The 20188-nt window shown below is 72.2% G+C and carries 19 protein-coding genes; 10 read left to right on the plus strand and 9 right to left on the minus strand.

Features of this window, described 5'->3' with window-relative positions:
• Positions 1–2: 2 nt before the first annotated feature.
• On the minus strand, positions 3–257 hold the full coding sequence (locus NITAL_RS09570) for a DUF7218 family protein (RefSeq protein ID WP_052666038.1): 255 nt from the start codon (positions 255–257) through the stop codon (positions 3–5).
• 181 nt (positions 258–438) lie between these two features.
• Here NITAL_RS09570 and NITAL_RS09575 point away from each other — a divergent pair, with 181 nt between their 5' ends.
• From NITAL_RS09575 to NITAL_RS09585, 3 genes are all read left to right on the plus strand, one after another.
• A complete protein-coding gene (locus NITAL_RS09575) occupies positions 439–708 on the plus strand; it encodes a metal-sensing transcriptional repressor (protein ID WP_052669556.1) in 270 nt (89 codons plus the stop codon).
• A gap of 47 nt (positions 709–755) precedes the next feature.
• On the plus strand, positions 756–1940 hold the full coding sequence (locus NITAL_RS09580; RefSeq protein ID WP_281175597.1) for an MFS transporter: 1185 nt from the start codon (positions 756–758) through the stop codon (positions 1938–1940).
• Between the two features lie 136 nt (positions 1941–2076).
• Positions 2077–2586 carry an SET domain-containing protein gene (locus NITAL_RS09585; RefSeq protein WP_052666040.1) on the plus strand — a complete coding sequence of 170 codons (510 nt, stop codon included), beginning with the start codon at positions 2077–2079 and terminating at the stop codon, positions 2584–2586.
• 193 nt (positions 2587–2779) lie between these two features.
• Here the strand turns inward: NITAL_RS09585 and NITAL_RS09590 are convergent, their stop codons facing one another.
• Positions 2780–3547, minus strand: a complete 768-nt coding sequence (locus NITAL_RS09590) for a tyrosine-protein phosphatase (RefSeq protein ID WP_052666041.1) — start codon at positions 3545–3547, stop codon at positions 2780–2782.
• A 73-nt stretch (positions 3548–3620) separates the two neighbouring features.
• On the opposite strand from NITAL_RS09590, the gene NITAL_RS09595 reads away from it, so the two are divergent.
• Genes NITAL_RS09595 through NITAL_RS09605 form a run of 3 tightly spaced genes read left to right on the plus strand, consistent with a single transcriptional unit; the run spans position 3621 to position 5903 of the window.
• Complete coding sequence (locus NITAL_RS09595; protein ID WP_052666042.1) at positions 3621–4655, plus strand: glutathione S-transferase family protein; 1035 nt, start codon at positions 3621–3623, stop codon at positions 4653–4655.
• 58 nt (positions 4656–4713) lie between these two features.
• Entirely contained in the window at positions 4714–5169 is a 456-nt protein-coding gene (locus tag NITAL_RS09600; RefSeq protein WP_052666043.1) for a MaoC/PaaZ C-terminal domain-containing protein, read from the plus strand.
• Positions 5166–5903, plus strand: coding sequence for an NUDIX hydrolase (locus NITAL_RS09605; RefSeq protein ID WP_052666044.1), 738 nt, complete (start codon positions 5166–5168; stop codon positions 5901–5903). Before NITAL_RS09600 ends, NITAL_RS09605 begins: the two co-directional genes overlap by 4 nt.
• Here NITAL_RS09605 and NITAL_RS09610 read toward each other — a convergent pair.
• Both NITAL_RS09610 and NITAL_RS09615 read right to left on the minus strand, forming a co-directional pair.
• Positions 5879–7114 (minus strand): GAF and ANTAR domain-containing protein, encoded by a 1236-nt coding sequence (locus tag NITAL_RS09610; RefSeq protein ID WP_052666045.1) that lies wholly within the window; start codon positions 7112–7114, stop codon positions 5879–5881. The two genes, NITAL_RS09605 and NITAL_RS09610, sit on opposite strands and share 25 nt — an antisense overlap.
• A 108-nt stretch (positions 7115–7222) precedes the next feature.
• Positions 7223–8995: a sensor histidine kinase gene (locus NITAL_RS09615; protein WP_052666046.1), complete on the minus strand. Its 1773-nt coding sequence runs from the start codon at positions 8993–8995 to the stop codon at positions 7223–7225.
• A gap of 260 nt (positions 8996–9255) precedes the next feature.
• Here NITAL_RS09615 and NITAL_RS09620 point away from each other — a divergent pair, with 260 nt between their 5' ends.
• The 3 genes from NITAL_RS09620 to NITAL_RS29190 all read left to right on the plus strand — a co-directional run bounded on the left by NITAL_RS09620 (position 9256) and on the right by NITAL_RS29190 (position 12797).
• Positions 9256–9948, plus strand: a complete 693-nt coding sequence (locus NITAL_RS09620) for an SDR family NAD(P)-dependent oxidoreductase (protein WP_052666047.1) — start codon at positions 9256–9258, stop codon at positions 9946–9948.
• A 50-nt stretch (positions 9949–9998) separates the two neighbouring features.
• Entirely contained in the window at positions 9999–11072 is a 1074-nt protein-coding gene (locus NITAL_RS09625; RefSeq protein WP_052669557.1) for an S-adenosylmethionine:tRNA ribosyltransferase-isomerase, read from the plus strand.
• Between the two features lie 138 nt (positions 11073–11210).
• Positions 11211–12797: a fasciclin domain-containing protein gene (locus NITAL_RS29190; RefSeq protein ID WP_052666048.1), complete on the plus strand. Its 1587-nt coding sequence runs from the start codon at positions 11211–11213 to the stop codon at positions 12795–12797.
• A 52-nt stretch (positions 12798–12849) separates the two neighbouring features.
• Here the strand turns inward: NITAL_RS29190 and NITAL_RS09635 are convergent, their stop codons facing one another.
• The 3 genes from NITAL_RS09635 to NITAL_RS09645 all read right to left on the minus strand — a co-directional run bounded on the left by NITAL_RS09635 (position 12850) and on the right by NITAL_RS09645 (position 17803).
• Complete coding sequence (locus NITAL_RS09635) at positions 12850–14217, minus strand: S8 family serine peptidase (RefSeq protein WP_052666049.1); 1368 nt, start codon at positions 14215–14217, stop codon at positions 12850–12852.
• A gap of 167 nt (positions 14218–14384) precedes the next feature.
• A complete protein-coding gene (locus tag NITAL_RS09640; protein ID WP_052666050.1) occupies positions 14385–16550 on the minus strand; it encodes a 3-hydroxyacyl-CoA dehydrogenase NAD-binding domain-containing protein in 2166 nt (721 codons plus the stop codon).
• 41 nt (positions 16551–16591) lie between these two features.
• Positions 16592–17803 (minus strand): acetyl-CoA C-acetyltransferase, encoded by a 1212-nt coding sequence (locus tag NITAL_RS09645; protein WP_052666051.1) that lies wholly within the window; start codon positions 17801–17803, stop codon positions 16592–16594.
• A 140-nt stretch (positions 17804–17943) separates the two neighbouring features.
• Here NITAL_RS09645 and NITAL_RS09650 point away from each other — a divergent pair, with 140 nt between their 5' ends.
• Positions 17944–18678, plus strand: a complete 735-nt coding sequence (locus tag NITAL_RS09650; protein ID WP_211262309.1) for a MerR family transcriptional regulator — start codon at positions 17944–17946, stop codon at positions 18676–18678.
• 8 nt (positions 18679–18686) lie between these two features.
• On the opposite strand, the gene NITAL_RS09655 is transcribed toward NITAL_RS09650, so the two are convergent.
• The gene (locus NITAL_RS09655; protein ID WP_052666052.1) at positions 18687–18986 is read right to left on the minus strand and encodes a bifunctional DNA primase/polymerase; all 300 of its coding nucleotides are present in this window, start codon (positions 18984–18986) and stop codon (positions 18687–18689) included.
• A 116-nt stretch (positions 18987–19102) separates the two neighbouring features.
• Positions 19103–20179 carry a cation:proton antiporter domain-containing protein gene (locus NITAL_RS09660; RefSeq protein ID WP_052666053.1) on the minus strand — a complete coding sequence of 359 codons (1077 nt, stop codon included), beginning with the start codon at positions 20177–20179 and terminating at the stop codon, positions 19103–19105.
• Positions 20180–20188: the final 9 nt, after the last annotated feature.

Raw genomic sequence — 20188 nt, forward strand, 5'->3', positions numbered from 1 at the left:
GCTCAGTGGTTGCGCAGGGCGTCGATCAGTTCGTCCTTGTTCATGTCGGAGCGGCCCTCGATGTCGAGCTCCTTGGCACGCTCACGGAGGTCCTCGACGCTCCAGTCGTCGTAGGAACCGGACTTCCCGCCCCGCTCGCCCGCGCTGCTGCGATCGGTGTTCGCGATCCGGGCGGCCTTCTCCTTGGACTCGCCCTGCTCGCGGAGGCGCTCGTACTGCTCGTCGTCCTTGATCTGCGGACCGTGATCCTTCGCCATCGGCCTCACCTTCCTTCCTGTGGCTGGCACCAGTTTCGACCTCGCCGCAGGTGGCATGGCACGGCCCGATGGACGGCCCGACGAAGGGCCGTGACCGCGGGCGGGATGCCGGACCGCGGGATCGGTACCCCAGTACCGTGTGCGTCACGACGAGGAGGTGGGTGGCGTGCGCGGGTACACCATGTCGAAGGACGACTACCAGAAGCGGCTGCGGCGGATCGAGGGGCAGGTCCGCGGTCTGCAACGCATGATCGACGAGGACACGTACTGCATCGACGTGCTCCAGCAGATCGCCGCGGTCAGCGGAGCGTTGCAGAACGTGGCCATCGGGTTGCTCGACGAGCACGTGGGCCACTGCGTCGCCAACGCGGCCGCCGAGGGTGATGCGGACAGGACCCGTGAGATGGTGACCGAGGCGACCCAGGCCATCGCGCGTCTCGTGAAGTCCTGAGCACCCCGGCGCGACGGCCAGCCCGTCAGCGGGGCCTGTGGTTCGGGCTGTTCGCGGTGGCGTTCGGGACCAACGTGCCGACCCCGCTCCTGCTGCTCTACCGCGACCATCTCGGGATGTCGGCCACGCTGCTGACGGTCGTGTTCGCGGTCTACGCCGTTGGACTCGTCCCGGCGCTCCTGCTGGCCGGCCCTGCCTCCGACCGACGTGGCCGGCGACCGTTGGTCGTCCCGTTCGTCCTGCTGTCCGGCGTCGCGTCGGTGGTCCTGTTGTTCGCCTCGGGATCGCTCGTCGCCCTGCTGCTCGGTCGCCTCCTGCAGGGGGCCGTCTCGGGGGTGGTCTTCAGCGTCGGGAGCGCGTGGTTCGGCGAGCTGGTGGGTGACGCCGGCGCCGCGGCGCGACGGGCCGCGACGGCGCTGAGCCTCGGGTTCTCGTTGGGGCCGTTGACGTCCGGCCTGCTCGCGCAGTGGGCGCCGGCACCCACCGTGCTGCCCTACCTGGCCCACCTCGCGCTGCTCTTCGGCGCCGCCATCGCCATCCCACGTGTCCGCGAGACCGTGGTTCCCCGTCCAGGGCGTGGTCCGCTGCTGCACCTCGGCGTCCCACGGGCGGCACGGCGTGCCTTCACCACCTTCGTGCTCCCCATCGCGCTGTGCGTGTTCACCTTCCCGGCGGTGGCGGTGACGATCCTGCCGCTCGGGCTGCGCGCGGCGATGCCCGGTGTCGACCTCGCCGTCACCGGGGTCGTCGCCGGGCTGAGCCTCGGTATCGGCGTCGCGGTGCAGCCGCTCGTGGCCCGCCTCGGGGTGGTCCGCGCCGCGCCGCTGGGCGCGCTCCTCGGCGCGAGCGGGGTGGGACTCGGACTCCTGGCGACGACCACGGGGTCGCCGGCCGTGCTGCTCCCGGCGGCCGTGCTCCTCGGCGCCGCCTACGGGTTGGCGTTGGCGGCGGGGCTGACCGCGACCCAGTGGCTGGCGGCACCGGAGGCGCGCGGGGCCCTGGTGGCGACCTTCTACGCGATCACCTACGTGGGGTTCGCCGCGCCCGTCGTGCTCTCGGCCTCGTCCGTGGGGACCGACTTCACCGGTGCCCTCGCCGGCCTCACGACGTTCGGCCTGGTGGTGACGACCTGGCTGGTGCTGGGCCCGGGGCGGCGTCACCTGCTCGCGGCCCGTCCGGCCCGGTCCGTCGAGGCGCCGCCTCCGCCCGTCCCGCCGGTCGCCTCGCCCTGAGCTCGTCGGCTACCGGGTGCGGATCGTGGCATCGGTGACACGATCCGTACCCGCTCGGCACGTTGGACCCCGGCCACACCAACACGCCCGTAGGCTTCCGCGCTCTCGCTCGTGTCAGCCGACGGTGGAGTCCTCCATGGGCGTTGCTTCCTACCTCTCCCCGAAGGTCCGCAAGGGCCGCGAGAGCCCCATCGCTGGCCGAGGGTTGTTCGCGGAGCAGGATCTCGAGGCCGGGGAGGTGGTCGCGGTCAAGGGGGGCCACATCCTCGACCGCGCAGCCGTCGAAGCGTTGCCCGATGAGCTGTTCCAGACCGAGATCCAGATCGCCGACGACCTCCACCTCGCCGCGACCGACCCGCAGGACCGCGACGCGGTCATGTTGTTCCTCAACCACTCCTGCGAACCCAACGTCGGGTTCGCAGGCAACATCGTGCTGGTCACGATGATGGACGTCCCCGCTGGTGATGAGCTGACCGTCGACTACGCCATGTTCGACGTCATCGGTGTGGGCATGGCCTGCGCATGTGGCCGTCCCGGCTGCCGGGGCACGATCACCGGGGATGACTGGCGTCGCCCGGAACTCCAGGAGCGCTACCGGGGCTACTTCTCGTGGTACCTGCAGCGCAGGATCGATGACGGCGGGTGAGGGCACGCCATCGCGATGCAGGAGCCGATCGAGTGAAGCTGACCGCCACGATCGGTGCCGAGCCCGGGGAGCGCGTCTCAGCCCGGACGACTCATGCAACGACAGCGACACCGTCGCTGCGACCTCCTCAGCGCCACCACTGCCGAGGTCACAGCTTCGTGAGCCGGTCGTGGCACGGCTATCCACTGATGGGTCAGGCGAGCAGCCGTCCGCGCAGCGCCTCGGCGAGCCCGGCCGGGTCCGCGCCACCGTCCGACAGCAGCCCCGCGACCCCGCCGTGCTCGGCGTCCACGGCCGTCAGGAAGGTCCGCATCGTGACCTCGTGCGCGTGGAGGACCGGCCGATCACGGTCGATCTTCGCGGCACGTTCCGGTGGGACGCGGGCGAGGACGCGGTCGAGCAGCCGCGGGGCGGCCTCCTGGGTGCGCGCGTAGTCGGCCAGCACCGCCTCGCGGGGGACCCCGACGAGCTCCAATACGGTGGCGATCACCAGGCCGGCTCGATCCTTGCCCCACGCGCAGTGCACGAGGGTGGCCAGCGCCGCCTCGCCGGCGACCAACTCGACGGCCGTCACCAGCGCGCCGAGGTTGGCCCGGGCCGACGCGAGGTAGTACTCGCCGAGCTGCTCGGCGGTCTCGAGGGGTGGGAGCCGCTCGGCAGCCAGCAGGCCCCGGAACGGCACGTGGTGCACGGCGACGCCCGCGGCGTCGAGCTCGGTGCACGGCTGCTGCGCCGGCTCGTCCTGCGCACGAAGGTCGATCCGTGAGCGCACGCCGAGTGCCGCCAGCGTCGCGACCTCGTCGTCGGACAGGTCGACCGGCTCGGCCGCACGCACGAGGCGACCTGATGCGAGCACCCGTCCGTCCCGGGTGGGCGTTCCACCGAGGTCGCGGTGGTTGAGGAGCCCCGGGTGGCGGTCGGAGGCGGGAGCGGTCTCGTGCTGGTCGGTCGAAGGGGGCACGGTCGTGGTCCGGATGGGTCGGTGGGGGTGGCGGTGTCGACGCTACCGTCGCAGCGACCGCCAGGAGGCCGCTGTGACCCAGGGTTCGTACGTCGAGGACAGCTTCGAACGGGACACCGACTACATCCAACGGCGTATCACCGCCGACCCCGGTGCCGAGTGGCCCGTCGAGGCGGGTCGCTACCGGCTGGCGGTCGCCCGGGCGTGCCCCTGGGCGAACCGGGCCATCATCGTCCGGCGGTTGCTCGGCCTCGAGGACGCCATCTCGATGGCGGTCGCCGGACCGACCCACGACGCCGACAGCTGGACCTTCGACCTCGACCCGGGCGGCGTGGACCCCGTCCTCGGCATCCCGCGGCTGAAGGACGCCTACGAGGCGGCGTTCCCCGGCTACCCCAAGGGCATCACCGTCCCGGCGATGGTGGACGTGCCCTCCGGGCAGGTGGTGACCAACGACTACCCCGTCCTGACCCTCGACCTGTCGACCCAGTGGCGTGATCACCACCGTGAGGGTGCACCGGACCTGTACCCCGAGGAGCGACGGGACGAGATCGACGAGGTCATGCAGCTGGTCTACGAGGACGTCAACAACGGGGTCTACCGCTGCGGGTTCGCCGGCAAGCAGTCGAGCTACGAACGGGCCTACCACCAGTTGTTCGACCGGCTCGACTGGTTGGAGCAGCGGCTGACCGACCAGCGGTACCTGGTCGGGGACACCATCACCGAGGCCGACGTCCGCCTGTTCACCACCCTGGCCCGCTTCGACCCGGTCTACCACGGCCACTTCAAGTGCAACCGGAACAAGCTCAGCGAGATGCCGGCCCTGTGGGCCTACGCCCGTGACCTGTTCCAGACCCCCGGGTTCGGCGACACCACCGACTTCGTCCACATCAAGTCGCACTACTACGAGGTCCACCTCGACATCAACCCGACCGGGATCGTCCCGCTCGGTCCGGACCTGACCGCGTGGGTCACCCCGCACGGACGAGCGGCTCTCGGTGGTCGGCCGTTCGGTGACGGGACCCCGCCCGGTCCACCGCCGGCCCACGAGACCGTCCCGCCCGACCACAACCCCGCGCTCGAGCTCCTCGCCGAGCGCGCCGCCTGAACGCGGGCGGGGCGAGGCTGCCGACTACCGTCCCACGCAGCCGAGACGAGGAACCGATGTGCGGGTGTTCGAGAGCGTGGCGGAGCTGGCCGAGGTGGCGGAGGGGACCCACCTCGGGGTCAGCGAGTGGGTGACGATCGACCAGGCGACCATCGATACGTTCGCCGAGGCGACGGGCGACCACCAGTGGATCCACGTCGATCCGGAACGTGCCGCGGAGGGCCCCTTCGGGGTCACCATCGCCCACGGGTTCCTGACCCTGTCGCTGCTCCCACGGCTCGTCCAGCAGGTCTACCGCGTGGACGGCGTGCGCATGGCGGTGAACTACGGCCTCGATCGCGTGCGCTTCATCGCCCCGGTCCCGGTCGACTCACGGGTACGGGTGTCGACCAGCGTCCTCGGCACCGAGCCGGCGGGTGCCGGACTCCGTGTGCGACTGGAGTCGACCGTGGAGCTCGAAGGCAGCGACAAGCCCGCCTGCATCGCCCACTCCATCGCCCAGCTCTACCCGTGAGCGACCGCGGCGAACGCGCGCTCGATCCGGCGGACACCGAGGTCCCCGCTGCCGAGGTCGAGCTCGCCCCCGCCGCGACGGTCGTGCTCCTGCGGGACGGCCCCGCCGGGATCGAAGCGCTGTTGCTGCGTCGTAACCCCGACCTCGCCTTCCACGGGGGAGCCTGGGTCTTCCCTGGGGGACGGGTCGACGCGCAGGACGCCGCGCGCGCCGGGACGGCCGACCGCTTCGGTGTGACCGCCGCACGGCACGCCGCTGCGCGCGAGCTGACCGAGGAGGCCGACCTCGTCGCCCCGGTCGAGGACCTCGTCCCGTGGTCGCACTGGGTCACCCCGCCAGGACCGCCCCGGCGGTTCGCGACGTGGTTCTTCGTCGCGGCCGAGGCAGAGGTGGAGGACGTGGTGGTCGACGGGGACGAGATCCACGCGTCCGACTGGGTCACCCCTGCTGCGGCGTTCGCGCGCTGCACCGCCCGCGAGATGGACCTCGCCCCACCGACGTGGCTGACGCTGCGCCAGGTCGCGGAACTGGGCTCGGTCAGCGCGGTCCTCACTCACGCCGACGCCCGCGACGAACTGCGCTACGAGCCGCGCATCAGCCGGGACACGACGGGTGCCCTCGTCTCGCTGTACCAGGGCGACGCCGGCTGGCCGACGGGTGACGCCACCGTCGACGGGGCGCGCCACCGTCTGATCTGGGCAGAGGCTGGCTACCGCTTCGAACGGTCGCCCTGAGCACGGTGGACGGCGCGCCCGCTCATCGCCACCAGGTTGCCCAGCCGGGTGACCGTCAGGTCGTCGACGACCACGCCCGGCCCGTCCACTGACGTCGGCAGGATGAACTGGGGGGTCGACCACGGTGCACCGGTCTCGAGGACCCGGCGGACCTCATCGAACAACTCGGTCCGCACCAGCTGCGGGAAGCGCTCCAGCACGCTGCGACCCACGGGACCCAGGCCCGCGTCGCTGGCGTCGTTGGTGTGGACCACGATCAGGTCGACGACGTGCCCGTCCTCGCGGCGAGGCTCCAACAGTGCGACCGGGATCGGCAGGGAACCGAGGAACCGGTGGAACCAGTCGTCGTACCCCGGGTCGACGTGCAGCTCGACGAGATCGTCCGGCCAGCGTTCCAGCAACCCGAGCAGCCTCGGGACGGTGCGCTCGGTGGTCGCGATCAACCGGTCGATGGTCGCCTCGTCGAACGCGAACGTCGTCGGCCAGACCAGCGCGAGCACGCCGATGACGCGGTTGCCGTCGGTCAGCGGCAGCGCGGCGATCGCCCCCGGGAGGTCCGGGATGTGCCGGGTGCCGGGGAAGTGCGCGAGCCGGTCCGCCTGGTCGGTGACCAGCACCGGCTGGCCGGTCCGGGCCGCCGCCGCGACCGGGACGTCAGCGGTGAGCGCGATGCGATGCCAGCCCTTGACCGCGGTGGTCAAGCCGTGGGCAGCGAGGAGCCCGAGGGCGTCCCCGGTGTCCACGGCGAACAGCGCCGCGCCGGTGACCTCGAGGTCGGCGAGCTCGTCGACGACCGCCTCGGTCAGCTCGCAGGCGCCGGGGGCCACCGCGAACGCGGCCGCTGCGAGCTGCACACGGACGTCCCCGGCGGGAGCCTGGTCGGCCACGTCCCCCCGGTGCTCGGATGCGGACAGCGCGTGTGCGACGACACCGGCCGCCACGGTGGTCAGCTTGCGGTTGTCCTGCTGCGAGCGTTCGACCAGCCACCGGAACGCGGCGTCGGGACCGACACCGAGGCGGACCACGAGGATGCCCTTGGCCTGCTCGATGACCGCTCGGTACCGCAGCGCCCGACGCAGCCCGTCGGTCTCACGGCGCAGGCGCGTCACCGTGCGTTCGAGCACCTCGATGCCGTCGGCCCGGGCCCGCGACGCGAGCGCACGGGTGCCATCGCCCGGCTCGGGGCGGTCGGTGGGCTGTGGTCGTTCCAACCTCGCGTCACCTCCGCGGCCCCCGTGGCGGGGCAGGATACCCGTGGCCCCGACTGGCAGGACGACGGATGGTCCTGCCGGCCCCGCGACCTCGGGGGCACGGCGACCTCAGGGGTGGGGAGGGCTGACCACCTGCGGTAGACCGGGCGAGGCGGACCCCTCCGGTTGCAGCAGCTCGGCCGGTAGTTCGAGTTCGACGCGTGCGCCGGTCTCGCTCGGTGCGAAGGCGATACGGCCGTCGTAGGACTCCACGATGCGGCGCACGAGCCCGAGGCCGACCCCGCTGCCGGAGACGGACGCGCCCGAACCTCGGCGGAACAGGGCGAACACTGCCTCTCGCTCGCGGTCGGGGACCCCCCGTCCGTCATCGGTCAGGACGAGCGTGCCGCCGTCGGCGTTGGGCTCCCAGGAGACGTCGATCGTCAGATCCTGGCGGCCCCCGTGTTTGGCGGCGTTGCCGAGCAGGTTGTCGATCACCTGCTCGATGCGGAGGCGATCCACGCACAGGGTCGGCAGGTCGGTGTGGACCTCGACGGTCAGGGACGGGTGGGTGGCGGCGAGGCGCCGCTGGACCCCGTCGATCACGGCGTGGAGGGCGACGGGCTCGGGCTCGCCGTCGCTGCGGCCGATGCGCGACAGCTCGAGCAGTCCGTCGACGAGGCGATCGAGGTAGGCCGAGCTGTCGCGGATGCCCGTGATCATCTGCTCGCGGTCGTCGGCGTCTCGCGCCTCGCGGAGCAGGGACGCGTAGGTGCTGATGGTCACCGCGGGGCTGCGCAGGTCGTGGGACAGTCCGACGAGCATGCTCTGCATCTCCGCACCGGCCCGTTCGAGCTCGGCCTTGTCGCGCTGGTGGGCGACGAACAGCTCGGCGCGTTGCAAGGCGAGTCGGAACTGCGCACCGAACCGCTCCAGCAGGCCCCGCTCGTCCTCGCCGAACAGCGGGGCGTAGGGCGAGGCGTGGACCGCGAGCCACCAGCCGTCGACGGTCAGCGCGCGGACGTCCTCACGGGAGGGTTCGTCCTCGATGATCCCGGCGAGGACCCGCTCGGCCTCATCGGTCGACATCGCGTGGGCGGCGACGATGCGCCCGCTGGGGTCAGCGCACAGCGATCCGGCGCCGAAGGTGTCACCGAGAACGGGGGTGACGGCGTGCGCGACCTCGTCGGGAGTGGCGGCCGCGACCAGCGCGGTCTGCATCTCGTGCATCCGCTGGCCCGGCAGTTGCCGCCAGTACCAGCGCAGCAGCGCTGGAGGGGCGACCCCCGCGGCGAACAGCAGCGCAGCCACGATCACCAGCAGCGCGATACCGGTCGCAAGTCCCGGCCGGTCGGCCCTGTCGACGGTGCCGGCGACGAGCAGCGCCCCGGCGAGCACGATGGCGCCCCCGGCGATCAGGCGGGTGCGTGCCCGGACGACACGTTGCCCTCGCCCGACGCGCCACAGGTGGCCCGCGGCCGTACCGGTGATAAAGACCCACTGGATGAGCAGGCCGGCCACGAACAACGCCTGGGCGGTGCTCCGTTCGGCGTCCCCGAACGATGGCAGCGGGAGGACGGTGAGCCCGAGGGCGGCGGTCGCGACCCCGGCCAGACGCAGCCAGCGGGGGAGCGGGCCTTCGAAGGACCACACCATCGCGGCCAGCAACCAGGGGAAGGCCAGGAGCGCGAGGACCATCGCGTCCTGGAACAGGTCGGGTCGTTCGGCGACGATCAGCTCGGTGAGGCGTGTGCCGAGGGTGACGAACGCGAGTGCACCGAACGCACCCGCGACGTAGGCCGCGGGGCGGGTGCGCTGCCGCAGGTAGGCGCGCAGCGCAACGAGCCCGAGCCCCGTGAACAGCAGGGCTTGGATCCACTGCAGCGTGCCGAGGAGATCCAAGCCGCTCCCTCGCGGTCCCCTGACCTGCTTCCGACCCGGGGATGCTACGCCAGTCGGCCCCGTCGATGCGAGGCCGGCCGGTCGGACGGCCGTCTGGGCGGTTACCGGCGTCCGCAGGGCGTGCGCGGCGGGCGGGGGACGTTCGCGGTGCCCTCGAGCCCGGGATGGATACCACGAATCTCTTGACTTCAAGTGAGGTTCATTCCGTAGCGTCGGCGCCGAGGCTCGCTCGACCTCGATCCCGACCCGGAGGAACCCACGTGCCCACCGCTGTGATCACCGGAGCATCCCGTGGCCTCGGCCACGCGCTCGCCCGCGCCCTCGCCGCCCGTGGCTGGTCGCTGATCCTCGATGCTCGGAACGGCCGCGCCCTCGACCGCGCGGTCGATCGTCTGGGGGCGGTCACCGACGTGACGGCCATCGCCGGGGACGTCGCGGACCCGGCGCACCGAGCCGCCGTGGCCGCGGCCGTACCGGACCGCCTGGAGCTGCTGGTCCACAACGCGTCCGCGCTCGGGCCGTCGCCGCTGCCGCCGTTGGCCATGCTGGACCCGGCCGAGTTCGGGTCGATCCTACGGACCAACGTGGTCGCGCCGCTGGCCCTCACCCAGGAGCTGCTCCCCGCCCTCCGAGCCGCTGAGGGGACGGTGCTCGCGATCTCCTCGGACGCAGCGGTCGAGCCGTACCCCGGCTGGGGCGGCTACGGCGCGTCGAAGGCGGCGCTCGACCAGCTCACCGCCGTCCTCGGTGCCGAGCATCCCGAGCTGGCGGTCCACGCGGTCGATCCGGGGGACATGCGGACCGCGATGCACCAGGCGGCGTTCCCCGGTGAGGACATCAGCGACCGCCCCGAGCCGGCCAGCGTGGTCCCCGCGTTGCTGCACCTGATCGACGAACGACCGCCGAGCGGGCGCTACCGCGCGTCCGACCTGCTCGTGGTCGGTGCGATGTGACCGGGCACGCCGTCACCCACGAACTCGATCACGGTGCATCGCGACACCACGTGCGCACCCGGTTCGTGGTCCCTCCCGGCCGGCAGGCGACGGCACCTCCGGAGGACTGGGGGCTCGCCCGGGACGAGGTGCGGCTGCTCGTGGCCGACGGCCGAGAGGTTCGTCACCGCCGGTTCCGGCAGCTGGCGGACGAGCTCACGCCCGGTGACCTCGTGGTGGTCAACACCTCGGCGACGGTGGCGGCGGCGCTCGACGCGGCCCGGGCGGATGGCCGGGCGGTCACGGTGCACGTCGCCGGGCCGGCACCGCACGGCGCCCACGTCGTGGAGCTCCGCAGCCGCGGTGGGAGCCACGGCGTCAGCGACGCTCTCGCCGGTGAGGTGCTCCGCCTGCCGTCGGGCGGACGCCTGCGGCTCGTCCGACCCGCGATGCCGCCACGACGGCGTCTGTGGGTGGCCCGGTTCCTGATCGACGGGCCGGTCGAGGACGAGCTGGCGAGGCACGGTCGACCGATCACCTACGGCCACCTCGACCGGTCCGAACCGCTGGCGGCCTACCAACCGGCCGTGGCTCGTCACCCCGGCAGCGCGGAGATGGCGTCAGCCGGCAGGCCCCTCACCGAGCGTGTGGTGACCGACCTCGTGACCCGCGGGATCGGCGTCGCGCCCGTGCTGTTGCACACCGGTGTGTCGTCGCTGGAGATCGACGAGCCACCGCCACCGGAGCGCTACGAGGTGCCTGCCGCGACGGCCCGGCTCGTGGAGCACACCCGGCGGCACGGGGGAAGGGTCGTGGCGGTGGGCACGACGGTGACGCGCGCCCTGGAGACCGTCGCACGGGCCGATGGGCTCGTGCGGGCCGGGGCTGGGTGGACCGACCTCGTGCTCGGGCCCGATCGTCCGGCGCGGGTGGTGGACGGCCTGATCACCGGGTGGCACGAGCCGGACGCGTCGCACCTGCTCCTCCTCGAGGCGGTCGCCGGACCCGAGCTGGTCGAGGTTGCGTACGCGGCCGCCGTCGCCGGCGACTACCGCTGGCACGAGTTCGGCGACAGCTGCCTCCTGCTCCCGACGCGCGCGGCGACGGTCGTTCCCGGCCTCCGTGGTCGTTCGACCGAGGGGTGACCGGTGTCCCCACGGTCGGTGCATCCGGTCGACGTGGACGAGGTCCCGCCACCGGCGGCCGGGGTGGTCGGCGGTCGGTGTGTGGCGCGGGGCGGAGGCTCCCGATGAAGCCATCCCCTCCGACCAACGAGGTACCCCGTGAGCCACGTCCACCGAGGCCGCCGCCGCGCGGTCGCGCTGTCGGCCTCCGCCGCCCTGGTGCTCGCCGCGTGCGGCGACGACAACGGCGACGACACCGCGACGACCGAAGACACCACCACCGTCGAGGACGACGAGGAGGTCGCGCTGCCCGCCGGCACCTTCGGCGAACAGTGCCAGGACATCCTCGCTGCTGCCGAGCTGCCGACCGACGCGACCGGCGATGTGGGCACGACCGACGCCGACACCGACACCGACACCGACACCGATGTCGACGCTGGGACCGACACGGACACCGACGCTGCCGGCACGGAGACCGATGACGGCGCCGACGCCGATACCGACGCTGGTACCGAGGGGGAGACCGACGCCGGGACCGACACCGACACCGATGCCGGTACCGACGCCGATACCGACGCTGGTACCGAGGGGGAGACCGACGCCGGGACCGACACCGACGCCGGGACCGACACCGACACCGACGCTGGCACCGACACCGACACCGACGCCGGGACCGACACCGACACCGACGCTGGCACCGACACCGACACCGACACGGACGCTGGCACCGACGCCGGGACCGACACGGACACCGATGTCGACACCGACACCGACACGACCGTCGGAGCCGGCGAGGAGCAGCCGCTGCGCGAACTGACACTCATCGAGGCCATCGAGGCGCTGCCCGCGCTGTCCGAGCTCGCCTCCGAGCTGCGCACCTCGACGTTCGTCAGCGAGCTCGAGCGGGGCGCCACCGACCAGCTGACCGCCTTCGCCCCGACCAACGAGGCGTTCGGTGTCGAGATGGACGCCACCACCGGCGGCACCACCGACGATGATGGGACCGACGGCACCATCGACGACGACGCAGGCACCGACGACACCACCACGGGTACCACTACCGATGTCGTGGTCGACGACGAGGTCCTGGCCTTCCACCTGAGCGACGAGGGGGCCCTCGACGCCCAGGAGCTGGTCGATCGTGAGGCCATCGCGACGCTGCTCGGGACCGATGGTTCCGTGGCCGTCGGTACCACGAACGGGACGGCAACGGACGACTCGGCGACGGACGACACGGCGACCGATGACACGGCGACGGACGACTCGGCGACGGACGACTCGGCGACGGACGACTCGGCGACCGACGACACCGCGACCGACGACACCGCGACCGACGAGGGTGACGCCACGACCGACGAGGGTGACGCCACGACCGACGATCGGCAGGAGCTGCGCGTCACCGCCGATGGGCAGGTCGTGACCGTCGAGGGTGGGGCGACCACCGCGACGGTGGTCTGCGCGAACATCGAGACCGCCGATGGGATGCTCCACATCATCGACGAGGTGCTCGAGCCCGAGCGCGACACCACGGCCGACGACGCCACCGACGGTGCGGACGAGACCGACACCACCGACGGCATGGGCGACGCCGAGACGGATGCCGGGGTCACCGGCACCGAGGACGATGACGCCGTGACGGACGGCGCCGACACCGACGGGACGGACGTGGACGGCACCGATGACGATGCTGCGACCGACGGGACCGGCACCGACGGCACGGATGCCGACGACGAGACCGACAGCTGACGGTCGGCCTCGACGGCGGGCGCCTCTGACGAGGTGCCCGCCGTCGCTCGTGTCACCGGTCCGCTGCCGCGGCGGCTCCGAGGGCGCGCAGGCTCGCGGCACCGGTGGCGATGACCATCGATCCGGCGAGCAGCGCGAGGGCGAGTGGCCCGCCTGGTCCCCCCCGGGGGCTGGGCAGCGCGACCTCGTCGGTCGGCGGGTGGTCGGTCGTGGCCTCGGGGGCCACGGGGGTGGGGTCCTCCTCCAGGGCGGGGCCACCGGTGTCGGCCTCGTCGCCCGCTTCGGGCACCGCGTCGGTGGCCGGTCCCTCGACCGGTGCCTGCGGCTCGGGGGCGGGCTCCGACGAAGGTGACGGCCTCACGGCCTCGGGTCCGGGCTCTGCGGGGGCTGGTGCGGGTCGGGGTGTCTCGGTGGTCCTCGGGCTCGGCGCGGACGGGGCTGGTGCCGACGGGTTCGACGCCCGGGGGCGCGCGACCGCGGCGGCGAGGTCGATCCGGCCGTGTCCCTGCTGCAACGAGGTCGCCGGGCGGGGGACCGGGACGGCCGTCTCGCGCAGCGCCGCGACCGCCTCAGCAGGTGACCGGCCCTGTGCGAGCAGGACCGCGACGGCGCCGGCGACGTGGGGAGCGGAGAACGAGGTGCCGGAGGCCGAGGCGTAGGTGGCGGTGCCCGCGGGGCCGCACGGGTCGCACGCGGTGCTGACGATGTCGACACCGGGGGCGAGGACCATGTCGCGGCGGCCGGAGTCGGAGAAGCTGGTCTGCCGGTCACGGGCATCGGTCGCACCGACGAGCAGCACCGGTGTCGAGGGGGCGTAGTCGGTGAAGGGGGTCCCGCTGTTCCCGGCCGCAGCGACCACCACGACCCCTCGTTCCCACGCGTAGCGCACCGCAGCATCCGGCGCGCCGCTGATGATCCCGCCGGGCCGGGGGATCGCCAGTTCGAGGGACAGGTTGATCACGTCGGCCCCGTTGTCCACGGCCCAGCGGATGCCGCGATCCACGTCCGCCATGCTCCCCTCGCCGCGATCGTCGAGGACGCGGATCGGCATCAGCAGGGCTTCGGGTGCGACCGACGCGATCCCGATGCCGTTGCCGGTGGCGGCCGCGGCGGTACCGGCGACGAGGGTCCCGTGGCCGTTGCCGTCCTCCGGTGACCGGCCGTCGACGGCGTCGAACCCCACGACGGTCCCGGTTCGGTCCCGCAGGAGCTTGCTCGCGAGATCGGGGTGATCGAGGTGGATCCCGGTGTCCACGATCGCGATGACCTGACCGGCCCCCCGCGAGACCTGCCACGCCTCGGGGGCGCCGATGACGTCGAGGCCGTACTGGCGGTCCCGGAGCGGATCGCCGTCGCCGGACGCGCCGAGGGAGGCGGTCGCCAGCGCGGCCGCGATGAGGAACGTGGGGACGCGTCGCACCGTGCCTCCCGCTCCGGACGTCTGCTCGGGTGATCACCTCCGCAGGGGTCACAACGAGGTGGCCGTCGCCGGGGTGACGGTGGCCCGGCGCGGGCGCAGGGTCGGTTCGGTGGCCGGACGCGTCGAGGGCGCCCCGGAGGGCGCCCTCGATCACGGTGCGGTGCGGGTCACGCTCGGAACGGTTCGCCCGTCTCGGCCTTGGCCGCGAGCGAGGCCGGCGGCAGGAAGCGGTCGCCGTACCGGTCGGCCAGCTCCTTGCAGCGTGCGACGAAGCCGGTGGTGCCGCCCGGGTACTGGTCGATGTACTGCACGACCCCGCCGGTCCAGGCCGGGAAGCCGATACCGAAGATGGACCCGATATTGGCGTCCTGGGGGGTGATCAGCACACCCTCGTCGAAGCACTTGACCGTCTCGAGCGCCTCGGCGAACAGCATGCGCTCGATCAGGTCCACCTGGGGGAGGCAGACGCCCTCCTGGCGGAAGTGCTCGAGCAGGCCCGGCCACAGCCGGGTGCGCTTGCCGTCCTCGTAGTCGTAGAACCCCGCGCCGGCGGACTTCCCTTCGCGGCCGAACTCCTCGACCATCCGGTCCAGGACGTCCTGGGCTGGGTGCCGGGTGTGCTCGATGCCGTCGCGCTTCGCGGCGGCCTCGAACTCGGCCGCGATCTTGCGGGGCAGGGTCAGGGTCAGCTCGTCCATCAGCTGGAGCGGCGCGGCCGGGTAGCCGGCCTTCTCGCCGGCCCGCTCGATCGAGACCGGGTGCACGCCCTCGGCCAGCATCGCGACGGCCTCGTTGATGAACGTGCCGATGACCCGCGAGGTGAAGAACCCGCGCGAGTCGTTGACCACGATCGGGGTCTTCTTGATCTGTTGGACCACGTCGATGGCCTTGGCCAGCGCCGCATCCGACGTGCGCTCGCCCTTGATGATCTCGACCAGTGGCATCTTGTCGACCGGCGAGAAGAAGTGCAGGCCGATGAAGTCCTCGGGACGCTGCACCCCCTCGGCCAGCTCGGTGATGGGCAGCGTCGAGGTGTTGGAGCACAGCAGCGCGTCGTCGTTGACGACGGGCTCGGTGTCGCCGAAGACCTGGTGCTTGAGCTCGGTCGACTCGAACACGGCCTCGATGACCAGGTCGCAGCCGGCCAGGTCGTCGTAGGAGTCGGTGGGGGTGATCCGGTCGAGCAGGGCCTGGCCCTTCTCCTCGGTCACCTTGCCGCGCTCGATGCCCTTGGCGACCAGCTTCTCGGAGTAGCCCTTGCCCTTCTGCGCGTTCTCGAGCGCGACGTCCTTGAGGACGACCTCGATGCCCGACTTGGCGCACTGGTAGGCGATGCCGGCGCCCATCATGCCGGCGCCGAGGACGCCGACCTTGGTGGCCTTCCAGGTGTCGAACCCGTCGGGGCGGGACTCGCCCTTGTTGATGGCCTGGAGGTCGAAGAAGAACGCCTGGGTCATGTTCTTGGACTGCGGCGAGTTGCACACCAGGTCCACGAAGTAGCGGGTCTCGATCTCGAAGGCCCGGTCGACGGGGACCGCGGCGCCCTCGACGGCGGCGCACATGATGTGGTGAGGCGCGTCGTAGTGGGCGCCCTTGCTCTGCTTCTTGAGGTTGGCCGGGATGGCCGGGGAGTTCGCCGCGAACGCCGGGTGCGACGGACCGCCGCCGGGGATCTTGTAGCCCTTGACGTCCCACGGCTGGACCGACTCGGGGTTGTCGGCGATGAACGCGCGTGCCGCTGCCATCGCTGCGTCGAGGTCCGCGTGGGCCTCGTCGACGATGCCGACCTCGAGCGCCTTGGCCAGCTTCATCTGCGGACCCTGGATGAGCACGTTCAGCAGCGCGTTGACGATGCCGAGCATGCGCACGGTGCGGACCACACCGCCCGCGCCGGGCAGGAGGCCGAGGGTGACCTCGGGCGTGCCGAAGACGGCCTTGGGGTTCTCCACCGCGATGCGGCGGTGACAGGCGAGCGCGATCTCGAGCCCACCGCCGAGGGCGGTGCCGCCCAGGACCGCGACGACCGGCTTGCCGAGCGTCTCGAGGCCGCGCATCGCGTCCTTGATGCGGGCGCTGTTGGCCGCGACCGCCTCGACGTCGTCGGGTCCGGCCTGGATCAGCTCGCGCAGGTCGCCGCCGGCGAAGAAGGTCGACTTGGCCGATGTGACGAGGACGCCCTTCAGGTCCTCCTCGCCGCGCAGCTGGGTGACGACCTGCTCGAGGTCGTCGACGAACTGGGCCCGCATGGTGTTCACGGGCTGCGTCGGGTCGTCCAGGGTCAGGGTCACGACGCCGTCGGCATCGCGCTCGTACTTGATGGTGTCCGTGCTCACGTGACTACCTCGATCTGTTCAGGTCGTTGGGGAGCCGGAGCTCACACACGCTCGACGACGGTCGCGATGCCCATGCCGCCGCCGATGCACAGCGTCACGAGGCCGGTGGTCAGGTCACGCCGCTCGAGCTCGTCGACGACGGTGCCGAGCAGCATCGCGCCGGTCGCGCCGAGGGGGTGGCCCATGGCGATGGCGCCACCGTTGACGTTGGTGATGTCGTGCGACACGTCGAGGTCGCGCATCAGCTTGAGGGCCACCGCGGCGAACGCCTCGTTGATCTCGACCAGGTCGATGTCCTTCGGCGTCATGCTGGCCTTGTCGAGCGCCTTGAAGCAGGCGGGCCCGGGGCCGGTGAGCATGATCGTCGGTTCGGACCCGATGACGGCCGCGGACCGGATGCGGGCGCGGGGGGTGAGGCTGTGGCGCTTGCCCGCCTCCTTGGAGCCCAGGAGGACCAGGGACGCGCCGTCCACGATGCCCGAGCTGTTGCCCGCGTGGTGCACGTGGTCGATCGACTCGACCTCGGTGTAGCGCTGCAGCGCGACGGCGTCGAAGCCGCCCATCTCTCCGATGCCGGCGAAGGAGGGCTTGAGAGCGCCGAGCGCCTCCATCGAGGCGTCGGGGCGGACGGTCTCGTCGCGGTCGAGCACGACGCGGCCGGTGATGTCCCGGACGGGGATGACGGACCGTTCGAAGCGGCCGTCGGCCCACGCCTTGCCGGCACGTATCTGCGACTCGAGCGCGAACGCGTCCACGTCCTCCCGGGAGTAGCCCTCGGTGGTGGCGATCAGGTCGGCCGAGACGCCCTGCGGCACGAACGAGGTCGCGTAGTTGGTCTCGGGGTCCCTGGCCCACGGGTCGCCGCCCGAGGCCATCGGCACGCGCGACATCGACTCGACCCCGCCGGCGAGGATCAGGTCCTCCCAGCCGGAGCGGATGCGGGCCGAGGCCTGGTTGACGGCCTCGAGGCCCGACCCGCAGTAGCGGTTGAGCTGCACGCCGGCGACCGGCTGGGGCAACCCGGCGGCGATCGCAGCGGTGCGGGCGATCGAGCCGCCCTGCTCGCCGTGGGGCTCGACCACGCCGAGGACGACATCGTCGATCCCGGCCGGGTCGAGACCCTCGTTGCGCTCCTGGATCGCGTGCATCAGGCCGGTCATCAGGGAGACGGGCTTGACGGTGTGCAGCGAGCCTGTGCTCTTGCCCTTGCCGCGGGGCGTGCGGATGGCGTCGTAGACGTAAGCGTCCGTCACCGGAGGTCCTCTCGAGGAAGGGTGGTCGCCGGTGGAGGCGTCGACGTGCTGCTCCCACCGCGAACGTGACAGCGGTTATGTAACATCATCGCTGCTCCGAACCGCAACTGCGGTGGAGCCCAGCCGACGACGAGGTGCGGGTGAGCGCGACCGACGTGCACGAGGAGCGCGCGGAACTGCGGACCGTGGACGAGCTGGCCGCAGCCGCCGGCGTGACCGTGCGCACCGTGCGGTTCTACGCGACCAAGGGCCTCCTGCCCCCACCGCTCCTGCGTGGCCGAACCGGGCTGTACGACGAGGCGCACCTCGCTCGCCTGAAGCTGGTGCGGGACCTGCAGGCCAAGGGGTTCACCCTCCAGGCCATCGAACGCTTCCTGCTGCGCGTGCCCGCGGCCGCCAGCCCTGACGACGTCGCCGTGTTCGGCGCCCTGCTCTCACCGTGGGTCAGCGACCCGCCCGAGGAGCTCAGCCGGGCGGAGCTCGACCGGATCGCCGGTCGGACGATCGCCGACGACGAGCTGGAGGGCCTGGCCGCGACGGCGGTGGTCGAGGTGTTGCCTGACGGGCGCCTGCGCACCCGCGCGGCCGACCTCGAGCTCGCCCTGCAGTGGCTCGACGTGGGCCTCCCGCGCGAGATGCTCGAGGAGTCGCACCGCCTGATCGAGGCGGCGACGGGCCAGCTCGCCGAGGACCTCGGCGCGTTGCTGCGACGCCACCTGCTGCGGCCCTACCTCCAGGGCGAGGTGCCGCCCGAGGAGCGGGCCGGGCTGTCGGAGGTGATCGAACGCCTCAAGCCCCTGACGATCCAGGCGGTCATGAACGCGATGCAGCGCGGCGTGGACCGCGCCGTCCGCGACCGGGTCGACCGCGCCTGAACCTGGTCTCAACCGGTGTCAGCGCCCTCGCGGCTGATGAGCTTGAAGAACGTCGAGTCCTCGCCGCTCGCCTTCTGTTCCTGGTAGAGGAAGGCCAGCCCGGCGTCCTCGAACTTCTCGAACCACGCATCCCACTCGATGTGCTCGAGCTCCTCCTCTCCGGCGCCGTACCCGACGATGTCGAGGGTCAGGACGCCCGCGCCCTCGCCGTCGGCGGTGCCTCGGACGTTGGCGGGTACCCCGCCGTGCTCCTCCGCCCAGGCACGGATGGTGTCGTGGTCCGTCGTCGTGTTCGTCTCGTTGGCCATCGCCGCTCCGATCCGTCGTGTCGTTCCGTTGCCCTCCGGAGGGTCCGGTGCGGCTGGTGGGTCCTGCCACCCGTCCGCTCGGGCGCGTCCGATCGGACCGACCGCACCCGCGGCGTTCAGTCGCCGCGCCCGACGGACGCGCGGCGGTAGGCCACACGTGCCGGGCCGGCGCTCAGCCCGTGGACCACGGTGCTGACCGCGATCGCCAGCGTGCCGGCTGCCCACAGCGTCGGATCGGTCAGGCCCTGCCTGTCGGCGTGGCCGAGGTAGAACAGCGCGGCGATCCCGATGGGGCCGAACCACCCGAGCCACGTCAGGTGGAGCCACGAGCCTCGCATCGGACGTTTCAGCAGCAGCACGATCGGCAGCCGGCGCAGGAACAGCGCCGCGGCGACGAAGCCGCCAGCTCCCCAGCCGAGGGATCCCCACGCGGCCCAGGGCAACGACGCGCCGAAGAGGACGAAGACGGGGATCACGAGGAACTGGTTCAGGGTCTCGTCGACGGTGAACTCGGCCACCGAGGGGCTGATCTCGCGGTGCTGCTCCGCCCAGCGCAGCGCCCGTCCGGCGGCGAGCCCGACCACGGTCCCGAGCACGGCAGCGGACCCGACCTCGTACGCAGCCTGACCGAGCGCGGAGGTCAGCGGTCGGCCGAGCGCGATCGCGATCGCGATGACGACCAGCGGCTGAGCCAGGCCGTCGTTCGCCCCCGACTCGAGCGACAGGACCTGGCGTCCCCGGTCCGGGATGTCGGTCTCGGCGGGCTGTCCGGTGACGATGCCGGCCGCGAGCACCGGGTCCGTCGGGGAGAGGGCAGTGCCGAGGACGAGCGCGGCTCCGGCCGACATCGGCAGGGTCCACGTCGCGCCGTCGGCCAACACGGCTGCCATGACGGGGAGCACCACCACCAGCAGGAGGGTGACCTCCCGGACCCGCTGCCGGACCGCACCCGAGGGGTAGCGCAGGGCCGTTCCCATCAGCGCCACGGCCAGCAGGAGCTGCGCGGCCCGGTGGAGGATCGCGATCCGCTCGCCGTCCGGGAGGGCCAACAGATCGAGGGCCTGTGGTCCGATGGCGATGCCGACGACCAGGCCCAGCAGCGACGGTGTGATCGACCACCGCTCGAGGTGGGCGAAGAGGCACGCGAAGACCAGTGCCACCGCCCCGACCACGAAGAGCACCACGTCGAGCACGGCGTCCTC

The organism is Nitriliruptor alkaliphilus DSM 45188 (assembly GCF_000969705.1).
Classification (GTDB): domain Bacteria; phylum Actinomycetota; class Nitriliruptoria; order Nitriliruptorales; family Nitriliruptoraceae; genus Nitriliruptor; species Nitriliruptor alkaliphilus.

Bases quoted from the DNA above. Each gene is read 5' to 3' on its own strand.
- NITAL_RS09570 (WP_052666038.1), bottom strand. From the start codon at position 257: ATGGCGAAGGATCACGGTCCGCAGATCAAGGACGACGAGCAGTACGAG.
- NITAL_RS09585 (WP_052666040.1), top strand. From the start codon at position 2,077: ATGGGCGTTGCTTCCTACCTCTCCCCGAAGGTCCGCAAGGGCCGCGAG.
- NITAL_RS09655 (WP_052666052.1), bottom strand. From the start codon at position 18,986: ATGGCCAACGAGACGAACACGACGACGGACCACGACACCATCCGTGCC.
- NITAL_RS09575 (WP_052669556.1), top strand. From the start codon at position 439: ATGTCGAAGGACGACTACCAGAAGCGGCTGCGGCGGATCGAGGGGCAG.